This window comes from Bacillus sp. 0909A (assembly GCF_036765115.1).
Classification (GTDB): Bacteria; Bacillota; Bacilli; order Bacillales; family Bacillaceae; genus Bacillus; species Bacillus mojavensis.
Genome location: NZ_JBAIZU010000002.1, coordinates 607,559 through 625,934 on the forward strand (window position 1 = coordinate 607,559; position 18,376 = coordinate 625,934).

The window sequence follows — 18,376 nt, forward strand, 5'->3', positions numbered from 1 at the left end:
GCTCCCCCTTTACTTCGTGTCATTCGTTTTTTCTATTTAGTATTTAGATGCAGACGGTTTTTTCTTACCATTTTGAATACTGATTTCTTTATCGTGTCTGTACCTAGTTAATGAATTTTTCTGGTGTGGCACATATGACGGATACGTTTAAAGAGAGAGAAAATTATGTTATGAAGTACCAATTCATTCTCGGGATAGATTAACGTAAAAAAAGGATTCACAAGTATGGATATCAAGCAGAAGAGAGGCTAAAGAGATGGTTCTCCTTGAAACGAGTCGGTTACTATTAAAAACGGTTGATGTTAACCTGCTAGACGCTGCATCTACACGGGATCATCAGGCTATTATAGACCTGGGTTATAAAACAAATGGGGAATGGCCAAACTCCGATTTTTTTGAAGCAATTCCTTATTTCCGCGAGATTTTAATGAAAAACAAAGGAACAAAAGGATTTGATTCTTGGATCATTTTAAAGAAGGATGATTATGAAATTGTTGGAGGAATTGGATTTTTAGGTGACCCTGATACGGATGGCATGGTTGAATTCGGTTTTGCAACAAATAAAAGTCACCGCCATAAAGGTTATTGTTTTGAGGCTGCTCAAAAGTTAATAAACTGGGCATTAAGCCAACAGAATGTTAACTGTATTACGGCAAGATGTGAGCATGGTAATATTGGTTCACAACATATTTTGAAGAATTTAGGGTTTAAACTGGACCGTGAAGAAAAAGACTTTATCCATTGGAGATACGCTAAAGTGTAAAAACATATACTTACTTATTAGAAAGCAGGCTATATGCCTGCTTTTTTAAGCTATTTTCCTCTATGCTTTTTTTTAGCTTTTTGCTTTCTGAGGAGATACTTTTGTTCTTTTATTTTTTCTCTCTGTTCTTTGGTTATTTGTTTTTTCTTTTGCTTGTTCGCTTCAAACTCTTGTTTCATGGCTTCCTGTGCCTTTAAGGATGCTCCGGCACGTTTTAATTCCTTCGATACCTGACGTTGCAATCTTTTCGGACTTATCTTTTTCTGATCTTGGGCTTTTACGCGAACTCCTTTCTGGTCAGACTGAGACATAGTCTTTAAGAGCTGTCTATTAACAAAATCGAATACTTCAGAATCCTTCGGCTCATTGCCAAACAAATGCCGAGAGGCCTTTAGTTTTCCGTTTTTCACAACCTCGATAACGCCTACCCAAAACTGACCATCGTAGTAAATCGTTAATTTCATAACGATTCCCCCCTCTTTTAAATGATGAAAGAATGACGGACATCCCGAGGAGGGGAAGGTGACTGACATGTAAAATGCATCCGGACTACCAACCGAATCGTGTTTTTTCATTCTTCTGCATAAATTTTATCAATTTTTCCATTTAGAGAAAAGAGATTGAGAGCATGAACCTTTTTCTCTATTCAAAATTAAGAAATCCAAAGAAGCCTAAAAAAGATTAAATATAAGTGCTTATTATAGCCCCTCTTGTAATGAGAAGGGTTCTCTTCTTTCAAAAGATTATCAGACTTCGGTTTCTTTTCGTTTCGCAAATGCCGGCAGCTGTCAGGCCCGTTCACATAAACCGTGAATGCCATTATTTTCACACCTCTTTTGAAAAAGGCCTCAGAAGTAGCCGGCGATCAGATAAAAATAAAAACGGAACTAACTCAAGTTCATTCGAGTCAGCTCCGCTTGATGATTAGTCCAAGTTTTGGTCGATGGTTCCCTCAAAATAGTCATCACTGACTTGTTCATGCGTTTCTGCCAAACCCCGTTCCAATTGCGTGCTTCCTTTGTAATCTGACGGTTCAAAATATCTTCCTGCCACATTCATATTTTCGTTTACATCTTCTTTGTTATTGGTTTGTTCGTTCTTGTCTAATGTCTCCGACTTAGGATTGCCATGTAGGGTTTGATTAAAATCAAAGTCCTTGTCGATTTCAGAAAATCTTTTATAATCATCAGGTCTGTCTGCTCCATTTTTTTGAGTCACATCATCCACTCCCATTCCTTATCAATCAATACGACAGGCCAAAAACAATTGGCTAGTTCTTGATATTAGGCTAAAACTTATTTGGTCCTCTTTGAACCTGTGCCATGTTTTTTAGGGTCATCCACTTTAAATGCTGTTTCAGTCTCATGATCATTTCTTATTTGTTCAATACTTGAATTTTGAATCCCTTTTTTCGTCATCATTTCACCTCTTTTCTAAAAACATTGGAATATCAGCTCCACCCTTATTCTGTCTTTTGAGCAGGCATTCATTCATACCTTTTGACCAATAACAAAAAATCCCCTTTAACTTAAGAGGAACCTTCATCATAAGAACTCGTTCTGTATCTGCCAAAGTATAATTTAACTTTCAGTCAATACAATAAGTTCAAAGATGATGTTATTCATTTTAATATGAGAGAAACTGTTCCATTTACTGTAGAGAAACACTCTTTATTAGGGGATCAGCCAAGGCGTGTGTATTCGCAAAGGGTGCAGCCGGTTTCTTTACATCCGCTGCTTATTGGCTAACGAAAATCACCTTATTCTGTTGAATCGATATTAATCGGTCCGTTTAGATTGTAGTTGTTCGACTTGGCAATAGAGCGAAGCACGTCCAAACGGGCAACCGATTCACTCCACTCCTCAGGGTGTCCGGATCTGTTGGGTTCATCTTTGATGAACTTGCTCTCTAGCTTTGAGGTTTTAGATTAGGTTTCCTTATGAGATTTTCAGGCTAAAAAAAACACCCCAATTGTTAAACTCATTGTCTAACAATTGGGGTGCAATTTACGATTCATTTATAACAGCCTTAGGATTTTCTCCATATTGATTAACTTTTGTTTCACTATCTTGGCAGTTAAAGACAAGCATGATAATAGGACCGACTACCGGAATAAAGCCTATACATATCCACCAGCCACTTTTGCCGATATCATGCAATCTGCGGATGCTCAGAGCAAGCGACGGAAGAAAAACAGCTAACTGATAAAGAAAAATAAGAATATATGCCAGTAATCCCCCGCCATATCCAATTACGTATCCTACTTGAGAACTGGCATATCCTTCTGCAGCCAATGGGCCTGATGTAAATAATCCAACTAGTATTAATGATAATAGTAATAAAATAACACAAATGATGCCATTAAAAAGATGAAACATCCAGTATTCCTTTCGCCGAGCTCTGCCTTCAAAATTGACATAGTTCTTTAAGCCATTCCAATACCACTTCATATCATTTACTCCGTTACCAATACTATAGTTTACTGCAAAACATATCCATTATATCATAAAAACAATGAAAAATAGGAGGTCTATAAAACTAGTCAATGGCAAAAAGATCTCATTATCAAAGAACTTGCTATACAGAAAATGGAGGCAGGCGTAAAACAGAAATAGACAAGTTCATGATCCTCACTCCTTTAGTTCCATTCTTAGTCAACGTAAAACAAAACAGGAATTAACGAAATATGCCAACATACACTTTGTATGAATGTAAACGAAGGAGTGGTTACTTTGTATCATTACTATTATGTTCCTGCGTTAATTCCTCACTTACCACCTGCTCATGACATGCAAAGAAATCAAGACTTTTCAGAAAGACAGCGAAGAAGAGAAATCACATTGAATGTAGATGGCTTTATACCGCCATCTTCCACCGAGGATCTTGGAGACGGCTTTTATTCTTACGCATGGACTAACCAACAGGTCATAGATCCTGGTGAATACCTTGTTTGTTATCTTGAAGGAAGAGAGATAAAGGTCATTAATGGCGGGTTTACTCCACGTGATTATGCTCCATTGTATGCAATAGGCAGCTATCCAAGGAGAAGAAACCAGTGGGTGATTACGATTCATAATCCTCTTCAAACCCAAAGAGCCATATCACTTTATCTCATTGCGAAAAGATAAAACAAAACATTGCACACATTAAGCATCCAGATGATATTGAAATCGGGATGCTCATTTCTTTTTCTGTTTTTACATGTACCAACACGTTGATGTTTGATTTTGTAAAGTTGCATCATTCTTGAGCTGTTTGCCTATCCTTATTTTTTTCTTGAATTGTACGTTCCAGTGCTCACTGTATTTTGAGTACCAGCATAATCAGAGCATGAGCAATGTTTTTTGTCCTTCTATTCCTCCCAGTATTGAACGTATATCTTACTTTTTTGATTTCATTTCCCTCCCATCCTCTGTACAATTCGCTATACAAGCAGACAAAACAAAAAACGGCGGGAACGCCTTTTAATAGAGGATGATATATTAGTGGCAGGAAAGGAGTTTAGGCATAAAACGCTAATTTTTATCAGGAGAACAAATATTATATTGGAGTGTTTACAATGATTAAATTTTTTGAGTATAACTGGCAGGTAAGAGATGAATGGTTTGAATTGTGCAATCACTTAACTACTGAGGAATTATTAATAAACCGCATTGGAGGAGTTGAAAGCATTTTATATACCCTCTTTCATATCATTGACGTGGAATATAGTTGGATTCGTGCCATTCAAGGCAAGAAAGACATTGCAGTGAATTTTAGTGATTACAATACCATTCAAAAACTTAAATCCCTCTCAGTTACTCTGCGCACTGAAATTAAGGAGTTTGTTTACACAGACTTAGACAATTTAGAAGATGAACTTGTTTCAATTCCATGGATGAAAGAAATGTTCAAAAGGAGCGAGATATTACATCATATAATTGCTCACGAAATTCATCACATTGGACAACTATCTGTTTGGGCAAGAGAATTAAACTTAAAGCCAGTATCTGCTAACTTTATTGGGAGAGGGATATAATTTAAAGATATGTGTGGGAACTGAGATTTAAATGGTGGACATAATGAGATGCCTTCAAACAATTGAAACACTGCATCGTTATCAAATGAACTTTTTCGTGCCACAGGACTCAAAAAGGTAAGGATATGATCATGAAAGTCTTTGAAGCTAAAACATTGCTATCTGAAGCTGAGAGCTGCTCAAGAGAATTCAAGAGAAGAAGAAGCCAGATGGTCAATCTCATGAAGCCTTCAATGCCGGAGCAGATTTAAATGACAGTGAGTTTTCCGGCAAAGGTGCCAATAACATCAAACCATTTTATAAAGATTATGTGAGTGTTCTTTAGAGGACGCCAGCTTATCTGTGCATACATCGAAGAACCCTCTTTAGAACACAAGCTGCTTACGCTTACACAGAATCAAAATCCATTATGTCTGAACAGAAGAAAGCCATGAAAGATATCTTAAGTGCTATAAACGATATCCTTCCGCTTGACCTATTAAGCAGCTGGAAAAGCAATCCCCCTGACTACTCTCTCTGGATTAGGAGCTTTTTGTAAATTGAACGGATCTGGTTCAATACTAAAGCATGTTCTGATTTCTAAAAATCCGTTCATTTGTCCTCCCTCTTCTCACTTTCAACATCTCTTAAGTAAGCCCCAGCGTGAATGAAATGATTCCCCAATCAAAGTAGGGTTCGCTCTCATGCCTGGGCTAATCGTTTTGGATATATATCCCAAAGCCGCATCCTATTAGTTGAAACAGTAGTATCCTGAGAATAAAAATCAACAGTGGTTAAGGAAAGCTTACTACTATACAAGCCCTAACGCAAAGTGAGCTAACATTAAAAAGAGGTACGGTCTAAAAGATGTTCGTCTTCATAACTTTCGTCTAATTACTGTGATCGAATTTTTTCACCTAACTTATTTTAAACAGCCCTATTAATAAATGATCAGTGAATTTGACCATACCATATAATATAAACTTCATATATTAATTTTGATCAAAACAATAGGAGGGTTTACATTGGGTTATTATAAAAAATATAAAGAAGAGTATTACACTTGGAAAAAAACTTATTACAAGAAGTATTACGACCACGATAAAAAGCATTATGATTGCGACAAGAAGCATTATGACTGGGATAAGAAGCATTATGATTGCGACAAAAAGCATTATGATTTTGATCATGACAAGAAGTATTATGATGATGATCACGATTATCATTACGATAAAAAGTATTATGATGACGATGATCATTATTATGATTTTGTCGAATCGTATAAAAAACATCACTAAATCTCTTAACACCTATAAAAGTTTTATATAATTAATACGCTTTATGGCAAGTGATGTAAAAATAGAAAAGCTCCCTATTCTGTGGGAGCTTTTCTTAGAAAATTGATAAGCTATGATTCCGACTGGGCTCGAACCAGCGACCTCTACCCTGTCAAGGACGAGACACGTATTCTGACTAATCTTTAACAATCTAAAAAATCGCCTAAACCCTTGTCACATAAGGGGTCATCGGATTTAGTTTCCCGATTGATATTTGTTGTTACTAAGTAGTTTTTAAAGTTTTTGTGACTCCGATGTGACACCATCGACGACCAGCTGCACAAGTCCTCAATTTGACCATTAGTTCTAAGGGTGTAAACATTACTTACTCCCTTAGCGTCTATCTGCAATATATAGAGTGCCTAACAATCGTTTAGTTAAGGGTGTATACTCCTGTTGCAAACCAATTCAAAAAAAGGATAGACAATTGTCCATCCCTCAAAGCTGATATCCTATGCACATGCAGCAACCATTGCTAAATCACAAACAACTCCACAAGTTACACCAGCTGGAGCATTAATCAAACCAATAACCCCACAATAGTTGATACAAGCCAATAAACCTAGCGCTCCACAGGCAAAGTTCTTTCCCCAAACACTAAAACCATTTGTGTAAAAGTCACCCTCCTGAAGACCATCTAAATTTTTTCCATAAATTTTAAAAGAGTTATCGTTATCTTGGATCAATACATCAAGTTCATCAGAATCGCCGCTAAAATCTTTAGGCATTCCTAATAAGCTAAAATTAAAAAACTCTTTAGTCTCTTTGCTATAACCCAAAGTATAAATTATGGAGTCGCCTTCTTCATTTTTATAAGCCCCATAAACAAATTCTAAATCAGATTTTGTACCTTCTTTGTCAATTTGAGCACCTTTGAATAAAAGACTCTTATCCTTTAAATCTACTTTTTTGTATCCAGCATTTTTGTATTCTCCAATGTACTTTTTAAACGTTTCTTTCTTATCTAGAGCTATTTGCTCTACATTTTTTACCTCTTGCTCACTCAGTACTTCAGTTTCGACATTGTAAACATCTTTAATTTCCTCGATGATTTGTTCTCTGTCTCTCTCTTTCGAACAAGTTGTACATTCTGTTTTGGCATTACTTCCATTTCCAATCGCTAAAGCATTTATTGGCATGATAGATACTATAGCAATTAAAAACATCAGCACAAACCTTTTCATACGCTTTCCTTCCTTTCAATTAATATATTTAAAATACGCAAAACCGTATTTTAATCCTTACTATCATCTATCCAAACATCTCCAATCTTTGAATAGAAGTATTTTAAAGTAAAACCTAAAGCAATTCCAAAGATCACAAATCCAATTGAGAAAATAAGAAATTCAACGGTAAATACAGGCTTGCCTTTTAAATAACCTACTAACAGTTGTCCAAGAACAAACACCACTGACATTCCTGTCGTAATTAGAGGTAAAATTCTAACCCATGTTGTAAAATTCTTTTTCATTTGTTCGATAGTTAATTTTTTTTTTGCCATTTTCATCACCTCTTTAATTAGGTTAACACAAACTATTTTTCCAAAAAAATGAATATTAAGGATCAATTTCTATACAACTTCGTTACTTATTTTCTATTTTAAGATTGAGACATTCTACATATTAATAGGTCTTACTTCTGCGCCACTCTCACAATTGGTAATAGCTTAAGTAATGTCTTATCTTTAAGTACTGTTTGACAGGTTTATAGTAGTATGTTACCTTGCCAGGTTCACCATGAACCTCACAAATTTCTTTGTTATTTGTCTTGACTTTTCTTTTGATTTTTTGCTTGATTGCTTGAGACTGTGGACAACGGATGGACAAGTTGTCTGCCTGAATTTGCTTGTAAAAAACAAACTCAGGCAGGCGACTGAAACTTGATTGTATATCCACTTGTGGTATCCGTGTGTTCACCCTATTTGCCGTTGGATATTCCCCAAACAAGCCTACTGTGTCAAGTGTCCCTAACAGGTTCAACCAACCCAAAATTGGGTTCGTATACTTGTGGCTTGTCCTGTATCGTCAGAAACGATACACCCATCCTTCGTCGCACTTAATGGCAGCTTTCGCCTTTCAGATGCATATGTAAACAGTGAACACAGAAGGCATCCTATCCTCATTTATTGCGGCAGCTGAGTCACTCCCCTGTCAAGTTTTGCGTGTGTTAGCGCATTCCACGGCAGTCTGATCCTTAAAAAAGACATCACTAAAGACAACACCTTAATTCAGGAGTATAAGACTGACTATATTTGATTGTAAGGGGCTTGCTATACGCTAAACCCCTTGAATATTCTGTTATGTTTAAATACAATGGGAAGGTATCAACCCTTTTACTGATTAGGAGAGTGTGCCAGCACTCCCTAATCACCCAAACCATGCTACAAACTGGATACATACAGCCGGTACAGCTACTAACAATACTCCAAAAGCCACTTTGCAGAACCAATCGTTATGTACCTCAGTTTTATTCATCTAGAGCCTGATTAAGGCTCTTTTTTCTTGGAGAAATTTAAACGTAGATTTTAAATTGAAGAATAATGATACTCAAGAGTATTAAGAATTGACGATAATCATCAGTCGATTTGAAGATAAGAGGTGACTTAAGATGTCTAATGAAAAAGAGTCCTTTGAAAGGTATGAAGAATTAAAAAAAGAAAACAATTAAGGTTATTAATAAGAAGAATTATTCAATAAGGTATGTAGAACAAACTGGTGCCAATGAAGATTTAGATCAGTTTTACAAACAATTTGCACAGCTGCTTTTTGAAAAATATCTTGAAGATAAGAATAAAAAAGGAAATTAAAGAAAATAGATGATATATAAGAACCCCCTCACAAAAAAGTGAAGGGGTTCTTATATATCATCTAGTAAATTATTCTAAAAATTCAAAGACATTCTACTTATTGTATTGTATAATTAGTCTGTAACAGAAAAAATAGAAAGGAGAATATCATGAATAAGATGAATAATTATCAAGCTATTCATCTAATGCTTACTTTCGGTATGTTTACCGTTAGTCTTATTGCATTAGTTGTTTCCTTAATTATCCTTGGTATTAAGGGATAGACCTATCCACTGCAAAGGATAAGTCTAATTAATAGTACACAATATTTTCATGGCCCGGTGGCACCCGGGTCTTTTTCTTTTTGCAACGCCCACTTTACATGTTGTAAAGGTGCACTGTTGCAATGTATATTTATTATATCATAAATATATCATAAATATATCATTTTTTGATTTTTTAATTTTCGTCAAAAAACATATTTCTTTTAAAAAAAGGCAAGGAATGTGCTAAATTCTAACTTGCAATGCTATTGCTTAATCGTCCCAGTCTTCATCATCGATCCAGTCGTCTTTCGCTTCTTCAAGCTCTTCTATTAAAAACTCTAGGAATGTGCTACCAACTTGTTTACCATATCCCTCTTGGTTATCCCAAAGGATGACAGGACATTCTCCTTCTTTCATCTTGTTAGTATCAAGACAATAAGAAAATTCATCAACATATTCGATCACTACAAGACCATCCGAAAGGTTATAATATTTTTTATATTCATTGGTCTGTTCGACAACTTCAGCACCTTGAGAGTCATATCCGAGTATCATAGTTCCGTATGCTCCTCCTGAACCATACTCAGTTAAAAACCATTTATAGCTATCTGGAAGGATTACATTGAGATCCTCTTCTATTTCTCTAATCTGAACTTCAGTGACTCCCCCCGTTAGAATTGAATTTTCTTTATTATCATCAAAAAAAGTTTTCACTTTTGAATAATCCATTAAACTTCACCTCTTATTCTTGGTTCTCAAATTGCTGAGCTCTCCATCTCCAATACCTTCTTCTGAAACTTTTATATTGTTTATCAAGTACTGGATCATTTCTAAAACTCTGTCCATTCTCTTTTAATCCATGCAAAACATCACTGTATTTATTGTGCCAGCTTTCAGGTATCTCGAGCATGTTTCCAGGTTCTTCTTGAATCAAATGATGCAAATTAATTTGGGTTCCATCTTTTGCAAACGGAGCATTACCATTCTTCATCAGTTGAAGATTCGTAAGGCCTTTACGATTTTTTTGATTAAGATCAATATCTTTCATTGTATATACTCTACGACTTACATCTCTAGGTTGTCCTTTAACTTTGACCTTGCCACCTATTTCGTATGCTTCATATTTTTCTTTATTTAACCAAGGGACATTTACTTTCTTCCCTGTAAATGGCTTTCTTGTTTCATCTAATTTTTTAGCAAGATGAAGCAGCCTGTCTTTAGCGCTCATATCATTGATGACATTATAAGGCATGCCACCTGCTACAACTACATCTTCACGCATGACAAACGGTTTAATTGCTGTTAGTGGATCAGGAGTTTCATCCAGTTTTTTAGACACTTTTTTGACTGCAGCTTTTCCGGCTGTTTTCACTCCTATTTTAGCAACTGAACCAGCACCTTTTAAGCCAAAGATGTTTACTGCTGCATATGTAAACCAATGAGCCTTTGATTCTGTGTCACCGTTCTTTACGTCTCTTACATAGGAGGTTGTAATTGCATCTTTAATTGAATTAAATGTGGAATCATAGGGATAAACTGCACTTGCAGAATTAATAAGCATGTCGACAGGATGATTGTGTGCCATATAGTCTAATGTTTCAGCTGTCATATCATAAAGAGCTGTAACTGTACCTTTGGCTCCAGCCATTAGCTCACGAGTGTTTTCAATCTGTGTGAAATATCTTTGTTGATCTGCTGTAAGATTTTCATAACCAATGGTTTTGGCCATTGAATAGAATTCGTCAGCATCTGCATAATCGTAATTCTTCAGTCTTTCCTTCAGCTTCTCGATTTCCCGTTCTTTTTCTTCCTTCTTCTTAATCGTCAAATAAGCTTCAGTACGTTTTTCAATATCGCCTTTTTTCTTATGTATGTCGCTTTCTCTATACGCTTTGGCATTGTAGTGAATCGGTGTAGCATTTTTTCCTTTCCCTGTTGATTCCTGCAGCTTTTTAAAATCTTGCTGAATGAATTGTTCGTTTGGTTCTGTTAGTGCATATTCAGTTGTTAAATCATCATCGACTTCCCCAACTTTATCAATTGTTTTTTCACGTTTCTTATCTGCACTGGCAAGTTCATCTTTAAAGTTTTCTGTTGAAAACAAGTCAAGTGGTAGGATATCGTCAATATCGTTCAGAATGTCCTTCATTGCTTTCTTCTGTTCGGACATAATAGCCTTTGATTTTTTATATGCATTTGCAAGTTCATGCTCTAAAAAAGACTCCTCGACGTATGCATCTGATAAGCTAGCTTCCTCTACAACTCCAGAGATACTTGTAAGGAAAGCAATTTTCATATCGATAAGATCAATCCATTGATCTGTAACGCCCACATGATCATGATAAAACGCTTTGATATTGTTAGCACCCTTACCTGAAAACTCGCTGTCATCCAGGCCAGCTACGTCTTTAAACGCTTTTCGTAGCTTCACCATTTGCGACCTTAGTTCCTTATACTCTTTGGCTCTTTTATCTGCTTCAGAGAGTAATCAATCAGCCTCAAATACCTTCATATCATTCTCCTTTTTTCTGACACTCAATACTCAAAATTTTACCATAGTTTAGGAGAAACAATAAAAAAACTGCACAAAAAAACTAAAGATTTTCAGATAAATGCCCACTAATCTTCATTTTTTCATATTAGACATGTCACTTCATTTCAAGAGAAAAGTATTGAATCATTTAAAGGATTTTAGTTGTAAAATAACGTTAATTTTTTTAAAATAACTATGCGCAAGCAAAAAAGGTACAAAGATACGTGAAGGAGTACAGGTTCTAATGAAGAGAGTTCTTTTGGCTTCACAATGTGGATTTTCGTTTATGCTATTAATTTTTTTTATTGCAGTAAACTGGTATCAAGGTAGTGAGCTGATAACAGACAAATTTGAATGGAATTATACTGCGAAGTTTACGAAACTTTTTAACAGTATTGATTCTGTAACGAGCTCAAAACAAATTTCTCAATTGGACTTTTTTATCTACTCAGCTAAACACTATCCTATTTACTCTGCTTTAATGATTTTATCCCTAGTTTATATGATTATATCAGTTATACTTCTGGTAAAATCCATCAAAAAGGGTTGAAAGAAATAAACTTTTGTCCTATAATTCTCCATGTAACAATTTGCTAGTGGAGGTAGGACAGTGAAGAAAGTTTCATTTATTATTGCATTTATAGGGGTTTTGTTAGTCTCATCTTTATACACACCTCAAGTTAATGCACAAGAAAAAGGTAGTATTTCTCAAAACACAAATCAAGTTGAATACTATGATGCAAATGGTAAGCTTATAGGTACTGAGAACTATAGTGATGGAAATGTCACGACTCAATCAACTCAGTTTTCAGTAATGGCTGTTAAAGCATCTAGAATTTCATCTTATGATTTTGGGCCATCAACATTTTCCAATTTCGTTTGGGTTAAAGGCGGCAAAGCTTTTAAAAACCCAGGTGCAATGAGTGTGGAATTAGCTAATAGAGCGAAGAAATTTGAAGTTTGGATGTATAGTTCTAATAAGAAGAGTTACATAGGTAAAGGCGTAGTTAAAAACGCATCAGGGTGGGTTCCTTTTGATTGGAGACCATTACGCAAGAAAGGTAGTTCCTATACTTTTAAATTAGTTAATGGTTCTTCAGGTAAAATTAAAGTTATTGGTGGTACGTTAGAATATAACGTAAATTAATAATCAAATATTTTATAAAGAATGGTAGGCACTGTGCTTGCTATTCTTTTTTTATTGTAAAACGGAAATTTTATTTTAAGAAATAAAGAGTGGAGACAATCAGTTTATTACATTAACTCTCTTTACATGGCTACCAAAGAGTTATTCCTCATGGGTCCAAAAAATAAAGCTGTATATAATTACAAAAAAGGACAGGGAAATTTAACCTAGAAAGAGAATAAAGTGTATGAGGGTAAAATAAACATTCATTTATGAACTTCTTCAAGATAATCAAAAGGAAACCATTGAGCAATGTTGGAGTTACATTCATTTCCTTCAAGAAAAGAATGACTTAGACAGTGTTCTTGATCTTTCCTTGATTATCTCTCAGTACTGCGAGGAGAAAGAATGTTATAAGGATGCTCTTGAATTTCTAAGCGAGCTATTTAGCCGAAAAGAAAATGAGGCAGTTGGAGGGAATAGGATGAAAAGATTAATACTTCGTGTGTCTGTTACAGCTATTATCTTAAGTGGGTTAGCTGCTGGTGCTAGTTTGTTTACTCATTCAGACATTCAATTTAGTGAAAAACCAGTCGAAACTGATATTCAAATCGCAGAAAGACCTGTTGGAACTTAATAAAAAGTGAGGGGCATAAGATGACAAAAGGCGTTAATATAACCTTGTGGAGCATCCTAGCCGTATTTATCGTGTTAGCAATAATAGGAGTTGTAGCTTATTATCAGACCCCATCAGCGTAAAAAAGCAGATCTCTAAAGAACAGCCCTATAATGGGCTTTTTTGTATTAGATAAGAACTTAGGCTATTAAGTGCGAGGTGAAAAAGATGAGCAAAGAAAAAAATACAAAAGAACTTGATGAGGAACTAAAAAGAGCTCTTAAAATGTTTGATGATGTATTAGAGATTATGAAAAGTATGAAGGCGAACCTAATATTAAACCTGGTGTAACTTGTCCTTCATGTCAAAAAAAATCAACAAATTATGTCTGTAATTGGAATGGGAATAAGCATGTACACTTTATTTGCGAGTGTGGCTATCGAGTACATCAATAAGAAAACTCTAAACCAAAAATGGCTCTATCCCATTAGGATAGAGCTTCATGCTTTTCTTTTCTCCCTATTTTTTTTCGTAATTTGTTGAATCTTTTCTAATATTGGTATAGCTTTTTCTTTTTTGTCCGCATTTAACAAACTCACTTGGTAAATAATATTATCCATCATTATTATCATTTTTAAAGAAATATGTTCGTGATTATAACTTATAGGCCTTGCCCCTCCATGAAGTATAGCATGCCTACTTACATTAGAAACTTCCTCTTGCCCATGCTCAAAATGTTCCAATAAAAAGTTGAAATAATAATCACAAATCAATTTTTCAAATCGAAGAAGTTCTGCAAGTTCTTCTGCCTTAGATTTATCCGTTTTATTACTGATACTTTCATTATCAAAAAGCAAACTAATTAAGCGTTTAAAAAGATATCCTGGAACCTCTCCCTTAACGTCAAAACCATCAATAATAATACCCTCCATTTGCGAAAGAAGTGATGGTACGGCAACAGAATACATGCCTAAATTATGAGCTTTAAGCGCTTGTCCTAATAAAGGCAATCTATCTTTTAGAAAACTATAACTTTCCCATTCCTTCATTAAGTGATCAATTCTTTCAGGTGAGTAAAACTCCTTCATTAAATCATCTATGATCTTTTTGAGATGATTTACTCCCTCTTCAATACATACCTTGCCTATTTTTCTTATTAATCTGATATCCATATTGTCAGAAGGGGGATACCCCAAAAAAAGTATTACTTCCTTAAACCGTTTAAAATCTTCCTCTGATTTTTCTGCTTCCTCTATAATTCTCTTAAATGACTGTTTTATTTTCTCTTTCTCCTCATTAAGGCTTATGCCCAATTTTAAAGTCGGCATAATAGATGATGAGTTTAAAATAGTATTTATAGATGTTGATGATTCATATTTCTTTTCCTGCAAATTCCTACGATTCAATTAAATTTCTCCTCTCAAGATGACTTTACAATTCATTCCACCAACCAACGATATTCTCTTTTTTCAACTCTTTTTCTATATTTTTAATCTCCTGGTTAATCTTTTGACAATCAGTAATTGTAGACACATATTCATTAATAGCGTTATCTAAATTCTCAGTTTCCACTGAAGTATACAAAGCATTATAAGCATATTTTATTTTTTTATTCTTATCATATACCCACATTCCTGAGGTTGAAGATTCAGATGTTACCCGAATCAATTGATACTCAGATAAGATTTCACCTAGTTTACCTAGAACATACTTAAACTGATTGTTGATTTTTTCTGGAAGTTGGTAGTCATTATATGTTTTATCATCTTGATTATGTTCCCACCAAATTGAATCATCACTTAAATATTCATCTACAATTGCAACAGCATTATTTTGAAGTTTATTGACTTTAATTTTTAATTCTTTAGCTTTTTCTTCGCCTAAACCTAGGATTTTATTAGGATCTTCATTCAATATTTGTAATATCTTGTTTTCATACCAAGTTTTCGTATACAGCCCTAGTTCTTTCGTTAAAGCAATCCGTTTTTCAGAAAGTGATTTAAACATTCTTTCTTTTTTTGATTTAAACAAAATTAGCATTTCCTGTGTGCTCATATTAAATCCCCCTAACAATTATTATATTTACCATTATCGGGTATTATCAGACAAAAATAAACAAAAAAAGACGTACTTCCCACTCAATATACGAATGAGAAATACGCCTCTGTTATACCATGTTAAAAATTCAGCCCTTTATTTTTCAGACCATTTGTGATCTGTTTATACACTAAGTTTGCTGTCTCTTTTGCATTGTTGGCTTCAGTGATTGTAAATTGGAGTTTTACATCATTATTAACCGTTGAGTTTTCAGTGTTATTGTTCACTATGGAATTTGGTACATTTGTTTTTACATTTGCATTTAGGTTTGGCAATCCAAGTTTCCCAGCTGCAAACGATACAGAACTTAGAATATCTTTGTACTTGCTTAGGTCGGGTTTAACTTGCTTTTCAGCTTCTAAATCACTATTAGATAGCTTACGTACTTCTTTTACAGCTTGAAGCATGTTCTCAGTATCTGTCTTATTTAAGATCAATTCTTTGTCATGCAGGAATGCGAGCTTGCCAGCACCTAAGCCTGTTCCTGTGTATCCACCTGTATCAAATGACGATACTTTTTTACCGGTTGTGTTCCCCTTAACTACTGTGGAGAGGGCATTTGAAGCCTCTTTTAGCTTATCAATAAGGTTGTTTGAAATACTCTTACCGATAGACTCCATATTGCTGTTAATAAACTTTGAAAACTCGTTCAATTGCTTGGTGATATCAGTTATCTTTCCATTCATGAGTTTGTCTTCAATCTTCTTAAATGCTCTTTCGTCTTTCGTTAAATTGTCGTACTTATCATTTATGGCAACTGATCTTTTTCAAGCCGATCTTGTAGAGCTTCTTTCCGTTTTGTGTTACTGCGGTCTATATGTACTCATACAAAGCTACCTGTTGTTCTTGAAGTTGTTTCTCTACCTTTTATTTTGAGCTTTCTCTCCATTTAAATCATCCATAAACAGCTTTTTGATCTAAGTAATGAGTGAAATCTTAGTTTCTAAACCTGCATTTCAACTTCTAGGAGAAATTTTTTCATACATATATAGAAACTCCAGAATCAGCAATGGACGAATACTTAGAGGTGATCTCAAGAGAAGATCAAAAAACTGATATAGCGAAAGAATTTATTAACAGCAATTATTAGTTGTAGAATTTAAACTCGATGAAGTTGTTTGCAGGGCAGACATTCTTAGTTTACGGAGTACTCCAATATTATAATTCGTCCAAATTATTCAAAAAATAAAAATGAATATTAATACTTTATAATCAATGAACCTAAAGAAACAGAGAGTTGATTTTGAATTTTCTTCAAATCAACTTAAAAAAACAGTTTCGTCCCCTAGCCAATGAAAGATAACAAAATCACTAAATAAGAAAAGTAAAAAACCCTTGCTACGCAAGGGTTTAAGCTATGATTCCGACTGGGCTCGAACCAGCGACCTCTACCCTGTCAAGGTAGCGCTCTCCCAGCTGAGCTACGGAATCATGATATGTATGTGTTGCTGGGTATGTTGTTGTCTTTCTGACAAGTTCTATTATATTACCTTCCCTTCTATTCGTCAACTGCTTTTTCAGAAAAACTTTTTTTTCCGGACTTGCTGTTCTTTCCTCAGGCCTTTATAATATGTCTTAATTTTCTAATAATTGAGGTGATGAGTTTTGCATTCTTTGATTTCTTCTGATGATGTTTGGGTGCTGTGGGGGTTTATTGCGGTGTGGGCAGCGGTGAGCATCGGGCTGGAGCAGCGCTTTAAGTGGGCGTCCGCTGTGTCTGGCGCTATTATCGCGCTTTTAGGTGCTATGGTGTTTACAAATATCGGAGTGCTTCCTGTTGAATCGCCTGTATATGATACTGTGTGGTCTTATGTGGTGCCGCTTGCGATTCCTTTGTTGTTGTTTCAGATCAATGTGCGGCAGATATTTAAGGAAAGCAGGCGTTTGCTTTTTATTTTTCTTATAAGTTCCTTAGGGACAGTGTTTGGCAGCATCGCCGCTTTTTTTCTATTAAAACAGCATATTCCCTATCTAGACAAGATCGGCGGAATGATCAGTGCCTCTTATATCGGCGGAGGGATTAATTTTGCGGCGATGGCTGCAAAATTTGAGACACCGGGCGAATATGTGTCGGCGACGGTTGTGGCAGATAACTTTATGATGGCGCTGTTGTTTTTTATTTTAATCAGCATTCCCGTACTCAAATGGTTTCGCCGGCATTATACGATGCCGTTTGAAGATAAGGCAAAAGCAGAAGGAAACAGTGATAACAGCGCGGAAAGCTATTGGAAGCGGAGGGACATTTCATTAAAGGATATTGCCTTTAATACCGGAGCTGCTTTTGCCCTTGTTGCGGTAAGTGTTAAGATTTCCGGCTATTTTAAAATTACGTTTTCCCATCCTCTTTTGACCGGGACGCTTGGCGATCAGTACCTTGTGTTGACGTCTCTATCTGTTCTCATCATCTTTCTGTTCCCTCGTTTTTTTGAAGGGCTCAATGGATCCCAGGAACTTGGCACCTACTTGATTTATTTGTTTTTTGTGGTAATTGGCATTCCTGCAGATCTCCGATTAATCATCACAAATGCGCCTCTTATTCTCTTATTTGTCTTTATCATTGCCATCAGCAATTTAGCGGTTTCCTTAGCTGTCGGTAAATTGTTCCGCGTGCGCCTTGAGGAAATTCTGCTTGCCGTAAACGCCACAGTCGGCGGCCCCACGACAGCTGCTGCGATGGCGATTGCCAAAGGGTGGCGGGAGCTTGTTGCGCCAATTATGCTGGTCGGCACACTCGGCTACTTGATTGGCAATTATGTTGGCACCTTTCTGGGAAATTGGTTTTCTTCCTTTTTATAAAAAGGATTTTCACACTTTCCTTAGAATATTATGTAAAAGAAATTGCTGACGAGAGAACGG

At 35.5% G+C, this 18,376-nt stretch carries 19 protein-coding genes, 1 tRNA gene and 4 pseudogenes; 11 read left to right on the forward strand and 13 right to left on the reverse strand.

Annotated elements, in window-relative coordinates:
- Positions 1-256 precede the first annotated feature (256 nt).
- Positions 257-763 (forward strand): GNAT family N-acetyltransferase, encoded by a 507-nt coding sequence (locus tag V6D42_RS08410; RefSeq protein ID WP_333512914.1) that lies wholly within the window; start codon positions 257-259, stop codon positions 761-763.
- A 50-nt stretch (positions 764-813) separates the two neighbouring features.
- On the opposite strand, the gene V6D42_RS08415 is transcribed toward V6D42_RS08410, so the two are convergent.
- The 5 genes and pseudogenes from V6D42_RS08415 to V6D42_RS08435 form a co-directional block, all read right to left on the reverse strand.
- Positions 814-1,227, reverse strand: coding sequence for a YjdF family protein (locus V6D42_RS08415; RefSeq protein WP_333512915.1), 414 nt, complete (start codon positions 1,225-1,227; stop codon positions 814-816).
- Positions 1,228-1,687: 460 nt separating this feature from the next.
- A complete protein-coding gene (locus V6D42_RS08420; RefSeq protein ID WP_333512916.1) occupies positions 1,688-1,981 on the reverse strand; it encodes a YozQ family protein in 294 nt (97 codons plus the stop codon).
- A 77-nt stretch (positions 1,982-2,058) separates the two neighbouring features.
- Positions 2,059-2,181 (reverse strand): hypothetical protein, encoded by a 123-nt coding sequence (locus V6D42_RS08425; RefSeq protein ID WP_010333835.1) that lies wholly within the window; start codon positions 2,179-2,181, stop codon positions 2,059-2,061.
- 341 nt (positions 2,182-2,522) lie between these two features.
- Positions 2,523-2,653, reverse strand: a pseudogene (locus V6D42_RS08430) (chitosanase); the annotation flags it as partial.
- A 116-nt stretch (positions 2,654-2,769) separates the two neighbouring features.
- The gene (locus V6D42_RS08435) at positions 2,770-3,213 is read right to left on the reverse strand and encodes a DUF805 domain-containing protein (protein WP_326191958.1); all 444 of its coding nucleotides are present in this window, start codon (positions 3,211-3,213) and stop codon (positions 2,770-2,772) included.
- Positions 3,214-3,495: 282 nt separating this feature from the next.
- Between V6D42_RS08435 and V6D42_RS08440 the strand changes: the two genes are divergently transcribed.
- The 4 genes and pseudogenes from V6D42_RS08440 to V6D42_RS08455 all read left to right on the forward strand — a co-directional run bounded on the left by V6D42_RS08440 (position 3,496) and on the right by V6D42_RS08455 (position 6,058).
- Positions 3,496-3,891: a hypothetical protein gene (locus tag V6D42_RS08440; protein ID WP_333512917.1), complete on the forward strand. Its 396-nt coding sequence runs from the start codon at positions 3,496-3,498 to the stop codon at positions 3,889-3,891.
- 431 nt (positions 3,892-4,322) lie between these two features.
- Positions 4,323-4,781, forward strand: coding sequence for a DinB family protein (locus V6D42_RS08445; protein WP_333512918.1), 459 nt, complete (start codon positions 4,323-4,325; stop codon positions 4,779-4,781).
- A 131-nt stretch (positions 4,782-4,912) separates the two neighbouring features.
- A pseudogene (locus V6D42_RS08450) lies at positions 4,913-5,268 on the forward strand (T7SS effector LXG polymorphic toxin); the annotation flags it as partial.
- A gap of 517 nt (positions 5,269-5,785) precedes the next feature.
- On the forward strand, positions 5,786-6,058 hold the full coding sequence (locus V6D42_RS08455) for a hypothetical protein (RefSeq protein WP_333512919.1): 273 nt from the start codon (positions 5,786-5,788) through the stop codon (positions 6,056-6,058).
- Between the two features lie 491 nt (positions 6,059-6,549).
- Here the strand turns inward: V6D42_RS08455 and V6D42_RS08460 are convergent, their stop codons facing one another.
- The gene (locus V6D42_RS08460) at positions 6,550-7,281 is read right to left on the reverse strand and encodes a putative immunity/bacteriocin fusion bifunctional protein (protein ID WP_333512920.1); all 732 of its coding nucleotides are present in this window, start codon (positions 7,279-7,281) and stop codon (positions 6,550-6,552) included.
- 50 nt (positions 7,282-7,331) lie between these two features.
- On the reverse strand, positions 7,332-7,598 hold the full coding sequence (locus V6D42_RS08465) for a hypothetical protein (protein WP_333512921.1): 267 nt from the start codon (positions 7,596-7,598) through the stop codon (positions 7,332-7,334).
- Between the two features lie 1,463 nt (positions 7,599-9,061).
- On the opposite strand from V6D42_RS08465, the gene V6D42_RS20320 reads away from it, so the two are divergent.
- Positions 9,062-9,166 carry a putative holin-like toxin gene (locus V6D42_RS20320; protein WP_442893210.1) on the forward strand — a complete coding sequence of 35 codons (105 nt, stop codon included), beginning with the start codon at positions 9,062-9,064 and terminating at the stop codon, positions 9,164-9,166.
- A gap of 252 nt (positions 9,167-9,418) precedes the next feature.
- Here the strand turns inward: V6D42_RS20320 and V6D42_RS08470 are convergent, their stop codons facing one another.
- Both V6D42_RS08470 and V6D42_RS08475 read right to left on the reverse strand, forming a co-directional pair.
- Positions 9,419-9,877 carry an SMI1/KNR4 family protein gene (locus tag V6D42_RS08470; RefSeq protein ID WP_333512922.1) on the reverse strand — a complete coding sequence of 153 codons (459 nt, stop codon included), beginning with the start codon at positions 9,875-9,877 and terminating at the stop codon, positions 9,419-9,421.
- 13 nt (positions 9,878-9,890) lie between these two features.
- A pseudogene (locus tag V6D42_RS08475) lies at positions 9,891-11,660 on the reverse strand (T7SS effector LXG polymorphic toxin).
- A 265-nt stretch (positions 11,661-11,925) separates the two neighbouring features.
- On the opposite strand from V6D42_RS08475, the gene V6D42_RS08480 reads away from it, so the two are divergent.
- From V6D42_RS08480 to V6D42_RS08495, 4 genes are all read left to right on the forward strand, one after another.
- The gene (locus tag V6D42_RS08480; RefSeq protein WP_199398449.1) at positions 11,926-12,231 is read left to right on the forward strand and encodes a YjdJ family protein; all 306 of its coding nucleotides are present in this window, start codon (positions 11,926-11,928) and stop codon (positions 12,229-12,231) included.
- Positions 12,232-12,291: 60 nt separating this feature from the next.
- Positions 12,292-12,828, forward strand: a complete 537-nt coding sequence (locus V6D42_RS08485; RefSeq protein ID WP_268449768.1) for a hypothetical protein — start codon at positions 12,292-12,294, stop codon at positions 12,826-12,828.
- A 463-nt stretch (positions 12,829-13,291) separates the two neighbouring features.
- Positions 13,292-13,444, forward strand: a complete 153-nt coding sequence (locus V6D42_RS08490; protein ID WP_333512923.1) for a PhrK family phosphatase-inhibitory pheromone — start codon at positions 13,292-13,294, stop codon at positions 13,442-13,444.
- A 207-nt stretch (positions 13,445-13,651) separates the two neighbouring features.
- On the forward strand, positions 13,652-13,774 hold the full coding sequence (locus V6D42_RS08495) for a hypothetical protein (protein WP_333512924.1): 123 nt from the start codon (positions 13,652-13,654) through the stop codon (positions 13,772-13,774).
- A gap of 149 nt (positions 13,775-13,923) precedes the next feature.
- On the opposite strand, the gene V6D42_RS08500 is transcribed toward V6D42_RS08495, so the two are convergent.
- The 4 genes and pseudogenes from V6D42_RS08500 to V6D42_RS08515 all read right to left on the reverse strand — a co-directional run bounded on the left by V6D42_RS08500 (position 13,924) and on the right by V6D42_RS08515 (position 16,951).
- Positions 13,924-14,829 carry a hypothetical protein gene (locus V6D42_RS08500; RefSeq protein ID WP_333512925.1) on the reverse strand — a complete coding sequence of 302 codons (906 nt, stop codon included), beginning with the start codon at positions 14,827-14,829 and terminating at the stop codon, positions 13,924-13,926.
- A 25-nt stretch (positions 14,830-14,854) separates the two neighbouring features.
- A complete protein-coding gene (locus V6D42_RS08505) occupies positions 14,855-15,478 on the reverse strand; it encodes a hypothetical protein (RefSeq protein WP_333512926.1) in 624 nt (207 codons plus the stop codon).
- A gap of 122 nt (positions 15,479-15,600) precedes the next feature.
- A pseudogene (locus V6D42_RS08510) lies at positions 15,601-16,437 on the reverse strand (phage tail tape measure protein); the annotation flags it as partial.
- A 441-nt stretch (positions 16,438-16,878) separates the two neighbouring features.
- Positions 16,879-16,951: transfer RNA gene (locus V6D42_RS08515), tRNA-Val, on the reverse strand.
- Positions 16,952-17,125: 174 nt separating this feature from the next.
- On the opposite strand from V6D42_RS08515, the gene V6D42_RS08520 reads away from it, so the two are divergent.
- A complete protein-coding gene (locus V6D42_RS08520) occupies positions 17,126-18,316 on the forward strand; it encodes a DUF819 family protein (RefSeq protein WP_333512927.1) in 1,191 nt (396 codons plus the stop codon).
- The last annotated feature ends 60 nt before the right edge of the window (positions 18,317-18,376 follow it).